The sequence below is a fragment of the Moorena sp. genome, assembly GCF_982860115.1.
This window is the reverse complement of record NZ_CEYLVT010000018.1, coordinates 1-5,907: the sequence shown is the minus strand read 5'-3', so window position 1 is coordinate 5,907 and position 5,907 is coordinate 1. Positions and strand designations below refer to the sequence as shown.

The window sequence follows — 5,907 nt, the reverse complement described above, 5'->3', positions numbered from 1 at the left end:
CTGGCATCTTGCCAGTGTCATGCTTATTGTCGCGCGGGCAGGATGCCATATTGTCGCGCGGGCAGGATGCCATATTGTCGCGCGGGCAGGATGCCCACTCTACTGATATTGATTAGGCAATAGGCAAGAGGCAAGAGGCAATAGTTTCCCTGCTCCCGATTCCCGATTCGCGACTCCCGATTCGCGACTCCCGACCAGTTTTTTACAAAAGTTTTCAAAATATGTTATAATTAAATAATTTTGTGTTATAGTATAAGAGTGGGCGCTGAGACGCCCAGAGTCAAGAGCTAGCCCGGCGAAAGTCCAAAATCTACGGGCTAGCTCTGGCTCCCCAATCACAAGGAGATACTTTCATAATGACCTATTCTGAACGCCTTCATCCATGGGTGGTCATGCGGCTGTTACCACAAATGCAGCGAGTAGTTGTTGCTCGCTTCCGCAACCGGTCGGATGCGGAGGGACATTTGTGGGCTCTGAAACGATTAATGCCTGATGCGGAATTTATAATTATTTTTGATGTCGGGAATAATCCGATGGATGAAGAATCCTAGGAATTTACATCTATGTTTGTGGAACGGGCATCTTGTCTGTTCCACACTGAATGCTGTTCGCGTAGCGTGCGCGTAGCGCATAAGCTGATATCTTGCTTCCTAAAATTGTAATCATCCCTTTATCTGCTTAAACTAAACCTTATGAATACTGAGTTGGCCTTATGGAAAGTCGTCATTAGTTTACCTGAACATCTCAAGAAAGAACTATTGCATTATGCAGACTATTTACGACAAAACTATCCAAATAATACAGAATCTGATCAGGAAAAGATAGAAACCAATCACGGTTATGGTAGTTGGGCAGGTCAAATCATTATGTCAGATGATTTTGATGAACCATTAGAAGATTTTGCAGAATATATGTAAGATGAAAGCTCTTCTAGAGGTAAACATTAAGCGGTCAGCAGTCAGCGGTCAGCGGTCAGTGGTTATTATTTTATTTAAAAGCTGTTCCCATAGCGTGTGCGTAGCGCTTAAGCTGATATAGCTGTTTTCAATGTAGTGAGGTACAGAGTTTATGGTTTTCGGAAACAGGGAACAGGATCCCGATTCCCGATTCCCGATTCCCTACTCCCTTCTATTCAAAATGGCCACAACCGTTGCAGCAACCGCCAACTTTTAACCACTAACTCTTCTATCCAAAGTATAGTAATATCTAACCACTCTAACACTCGTTCTAAAGGATGCTTAATATATCCTTCTGGAGTTGCCTTAGTATCAATGCAGTCTTGATTTGGCTCTAGATCACTATGGTTTCTAGAGTTAGCGATCGCGCCATTTTCTTCTCCCTTGGCTCCTTTAACCTTGTTGCTACCAGAATTAACAACTGCTAGAGGTTGATGTTTATATTTTTTGGGAGTAGTTTTTCCTAAATTAGCCTGAATTTGCGATAGGTCTGGTGATTTTTCAGTCCTGGAATTTGTATTCTGGCTAATGGATGGTATTGGTTTAACGTTTGAGGATTTCTTTCTTGATATAATCAGTTTACCTGGAGTTTTTATTAAGTTCAGGTATCGCTTAAAGAGGGTCCAAATAGATTTTTCTGACTTCACAGGAATCTTGCTGTTGAATCCTTCTGGTAACTGATGTCTAGATTTACGATTAGCAACCGGTAATTCTGCCTGATTTCGGGAGTTGGAGGTTGAGGAAGATAAATTTTGGTAGTGGTCAGATCCATCTGGGTTGCCCCATAAATCATTATCGGATAACCAAGGATCAAGTTCATCTGATTTAGACCGAGATGGTGTTGAGGTGGATGGTTTTAATGACGGGGAAAGTGGAAGGGAATTATCTCCTGATAGCTGATGGGCTTCTGGGTATAAATCATTGCTGTTTGCTCCTGGTAAACCCTCTCCAGAACCAGAAGGGATGTCGGATTGCTCTGAGGAACCACTCAAAGTAAAGTTAGATGGTTTTCTACCAAAGAAATAGTCAATCGCAGCATAGATTAAGCTTAAGATTTTAAGTCGGTTAGTGTCAGACCCTGCGGTTACCTCCTCTGAGCTATTAGGCTTAATAAATGGTTTTTGTAGGGCTTGAATCAGCTGATTACTACTCTGGCGAAGGGTTAGGGGGATTTGCTTACTCAGTTTAACCACCACTTCCGATCGTTGTACTAATTGGTGTGATTCCAGTTCCAGCAATTTGTTATCCACCAAAGTTAATAGGTCTTGAATTGGGCTAGAAGGTGATAGCTGGAATGGTTTGGGTTTAAGTTGTCGGTGATTAGAGGTGGCTGATTGACCCTTGGAAACAGCTCGTTCGCGTAGCGTGCGCGTAGCACTAATGATCCTCGATTCCCCGAAAAGATTAATTGCGATCGCTACAGGACTAGTTTGCACCCAGGCCATCAATCGCCAGAATAGCCTGATGGGTGGAAAAATAGGGGGGTGATCTAAGGTAGCAAGGGAAGGGGATGCTTTTTTGCCGCCTAAGGAGTGGGCTAAACGCCATTTACGCAGTAAGTCAGCCAGCTCCCAACTGATTCTGGATGTTAGTTGTTGCTGCTGCTGGGGTGTCAATATATCCAGAATTTGGTTTTCCACTGTCACCAGCACTAGACCCCGGTTGTCCAATACACAAGCCACTCCCTGAATCAATATATACCCATTAGTCCAGCCTTGAACTGGGGTTTCATTCCGGGTTGCCCATTGTTCTCGGCTTACACCATTTCCGTTATATAGGCTTACGGGTTCCTGGTTATTTAGGGATGTTAGCCTTTGCTGTTCCAGTAGGATAGGTTGCCCGTTATTGAGGCTTACAGGTTGCCCGTTAGACGGTTTCACGTTGTCTAGAGCAGCGTCAAGGGTAAACTTGCTAAGGTTCAACTCTTGTAGCACTCGCTTAATTGCTGTATCTGCTTCTGGCGGTGTTTCTTGGGGCTGGGTGTGGCTAAATGTCCTTAATTGGGGCAATCCAGCTTTTACCGAAGAGGAGATTTGACGCCCAGCCGATAAACTAGCTTGCACCAGTAGGTAAACCGGATAAAGTAAAATTTGTCCTCCCCATACCCCTGCAACCTTTAAATGGCGTATTGTACGTTGAATTTGGTCAGCAAACCGTTGAGATTGTCGATTGATAAAGTTAAACAATCTACTGCGATAGGGACCTTTGGCAGGGGAAGACATGATGGTTATTGTTTGGGTAAGGGATTAGCTAGCTGATAGATATTTAAGCTGCATATATAGCAATTATTATTTAGTTGAGGTACAGATTCGTTGGTTTTACGAGAGAGCATCGATTATTCTGGAATAGATAAGAGGGAAGAGGTTATTTTTTTTGTACCTCATAGTTATGATAAAGGCTATATATCAGGAAGTGGTTATCGGTTAACAGTTGATGGTTAACGGTTAACTGTCAATAAACCACAAATAACAAATTAATGATAACCTGTTCCTTATTTAAATTTGAATATTATTCCGTTATCAAAAAAAACGTCAAATCCTCTCCCCTACTCTGATAACAAGAGAATTTCAATGAAGACTAGCTGATCAGGTACACAGAACAAGTTTCTCTATTCCCTATTTCCTATTCCCTATTCCCTGCTCCCTGCTCCCTCCCAGAACGAAACTACCTCACCGAATTGAAAACCGCTGTCAACCGAATGGATCAGATTAAGATTATTGATAGGATTAATAATGCGATCGCAAAACTCCGTGCTTTAACTCAAACCAATGTTCAGCAGGGTTGGCGATACTGTAACGGAGATATTCCTTACCCTGTGGCAACTCAACCACAGACCTGGGAGAAGTGGTCAATAGCCCAACCCAATGAAAAAGATTACATTACTTGGTCTGCTGGCAGACAACTGATCTGGTTAAGTCAACGATTCCTAGTGCCCCAGGATTTGCAGCGCTATCCTTTAGCAGGCTTAGGATTACGTTTGGTATTGACCTGGTGGGCAGAATCAGCTGAGATTTTTGTCAACGGCCAGCTGGTACAAGAAGGGGATTTGTTTGATTCCTCCACACGGATGCTGCTAACTTCAACAGTAGTGCCAGAGGAAGAGTTTGCCGTAGCCCTAAGGTTGGTTAGTCCTGGTCATGATATCGGCGGATTAATGCGATCGCAAATCCTCTACGAAGCCACCAATGATATCGATCCAGGCTTTGTAGCTGATGAATTGGCTGTCTTACAAAAGTATAGCGCTAACTTTGAACCCGAAAAATTAGCGACTCTAGCTAACGCTGTGGCTGAGATTAATTGGGATATGGTCTCACAGCCGACAGAATTTATGCGATCGCTTACCCGATTACGCCAACAACTCACTACAATTGAGAATTCAAACTTCAGAATTCACAATAGTCAAAACTCTATCCAAATGCTAGGCCATGCTCACCTTGATCTAGCTTGGTTATGGCCAGTGAGCGAGACCTGGGACCTAGCTGTGCGTACCTTTGAATCAGTATTAACACTACAGCAAGAATTTCCAGATTTCACCTTTTGCCATACCACACCTGCCCTTTATGCTTGGATAGAACAGCATCGGCCTGATTTATTTAAAGCAATTAAACAACAAGTAGCTGCTGGTCGTTGGGAAATTGTGGGAGGGATGTGGGTAGAACCGGAATTAAATTTAATTGATGGTGAATCAATTGTCCGACAAATCCTCTATGCTCAACGTTACGTCCAGAAAACCTTCGGTCAGTTAACCACAGTGGCATGGGTAACCGATAGTTTTGGCTTCTGTTGGCAACTACCGCAATTGCTCAAACAAGGTGGAATTGACTACTTCGTGACCCAGAAGCTGCACTGGAACGATACCACTAAATTTCCCTACGGTGCTTTTTGGTGGCAGTCTCCCGATGGCAGCCAAATCTTCAGCCTGATGTCTCCCCCTAATGTTGCTGGTGTTATGGATACAAATCCCATTACTATGGCAAGCTACGCCATTGATTGGGAAAATCAAACCTCACTCAAAGATGCATTTTGGTTACCTGGTGTGGGAGATCATGGCGGTGGTCCCACCAGGGATATGTTACAAGTAGCAAGACGTTGGCAAAAATCCCCATTCTTCCCAAAGCTGGAATTTACCACCGCCAGTGACTATTTGTTGTTCGCGAAGCGTGGCCTTTTGGCCAAGGTTAGCAGGTTGAAAAGCCAAACCACTAAAGAGATTCCGGTTTGGAATGATGAACTCTATCTAGAATTCCATCGCGGTTGCTATACCACTCACGCTGACCAAAAGCGCTCTCTACGTCGTTGTGAGGGGTTGTTGTACCAAGCAGAACTGTTTGCCGCCCTAAAAACCATTGCGACAGGACAAGCTTATCCTAAGACTGAACTAGAGCAAGCCTGGAAAAAGGTGTTATTTAATCAGTTCCACGACATCTTACCAGGAACATCGATTCCGGAAGTCTTTGTAGACGCTAATCAGGCTTGGCAGGAAGTAGAGGAGGTGACGCACGAGATATTGGAGGAATCATTAAATGCGATCGCATCCAAGATCACCTTACCACCACCACCGAAACCCAATGCTCAAGCCATTATTGTCTTTAATCCTCTCAATTGGCAGCGTTCAGAAGTAATTGCTATTTCTTTAGCTATTTCCTTACCTGTTTCTATACCGGTCGGGTCAATCGAATGGGAAGTGTATGACTGTTTTGGGGAAAAGATAGTCTCTCAAGTTAGCCAAGATCAAGCCCAGCACATCCCAAACCATGACAATAACAATGACAATCTCTCCTATTCTCAAATAGAATTGCTGTTTCTAGCCAGTAATATTCCTTCGGTAGGATATCGTGTTTTTTGGTTGTGCAGCAATACTGAGCACTTGAAGTTAGAGCTACGTCCCAGTAACCGATTCCCGATTCCCGATTCCCGATTCCCGACTCCCGTTCCCCTCCTGGGAGGGGTT

The 5,907-nt window shown here is 43.8% G+C and carries 5 protein-coding genes; 3 read left to right on the top strand and 2 right to left on the bottom strand.

From position 1 onward, the window contains the following. Window positions 1–23: 23 nt before the first annotated feature. Window positions 24–218: a hypothetical protein gene (locus AC4II3_RS05370; RefSeq protein WP_488007306.1), complete on the bottom strand. Its 195-nt coding sequence runs from the start codon at window positions 216–218 to the stop codon at window positions 24–26. A gap of 138 nt (window positions 219–356) precedes the next feature. Here AC4II3_RS05370 and AC4II3_RS05365 point away from each other — a divergent pair, with 138 nt between their 5' ends. Both AC4II3_RS05365 and vapB read left to right on the top strand, forming a co-directional pair. Beyond that, window positions 357–551 (top strand): hypothetical protein, encoded by a 195-nt coding sequence (locus tag AC4II3_RS05365; protein ID WP_488007304.1) that lies wholly within the window; start codon window positions 357–359, stop codon window positions 549–551. A gap of 141 nt (window positions 552–692) precedes the next feature. Further along, window positions 693–917 carry a type II toxin-antitoxin system VapB family antitoxin gene (vapB, locus tag AC4II3_RS05360; RefSeq protein ID WP_488007302.1) on the top strand — a complete coding sequence of 75 codons (225 nt, stop codon included), beginning with the start codon at window positions 693–695 and terminating at the stop codon, window positions 915–917. Window positions 918–1,132: 215 nt separating this feature from the next. Here vapB and AC4II3_RS05355 read toward each other — a convergent pair whose 3' ends face one another. Continuing rightward, entirely contained in the window at window positions 1,133–3,178 is a 2,046-nt protein-coding gene (locus AC4II3_RS05355) for a hypothetical protein (protein ID WP_488007300.1), read from the bottom strand. Between the two features lie 476 nt (window positions 3,179–3,654). Between AC4II3_RS05355 and AC4II3_RS05350 the strand changes: the two genes are divergently transcribed. Continuing rightward, a partial coding sequence (locus AC4II3_RS05350) for an alpha-mannosidase (RefSeq protein ID WP_488007298.1) occupies window positions 3,655–5,907 on the top strand: 2,253 nt, incomplete at its 3' end.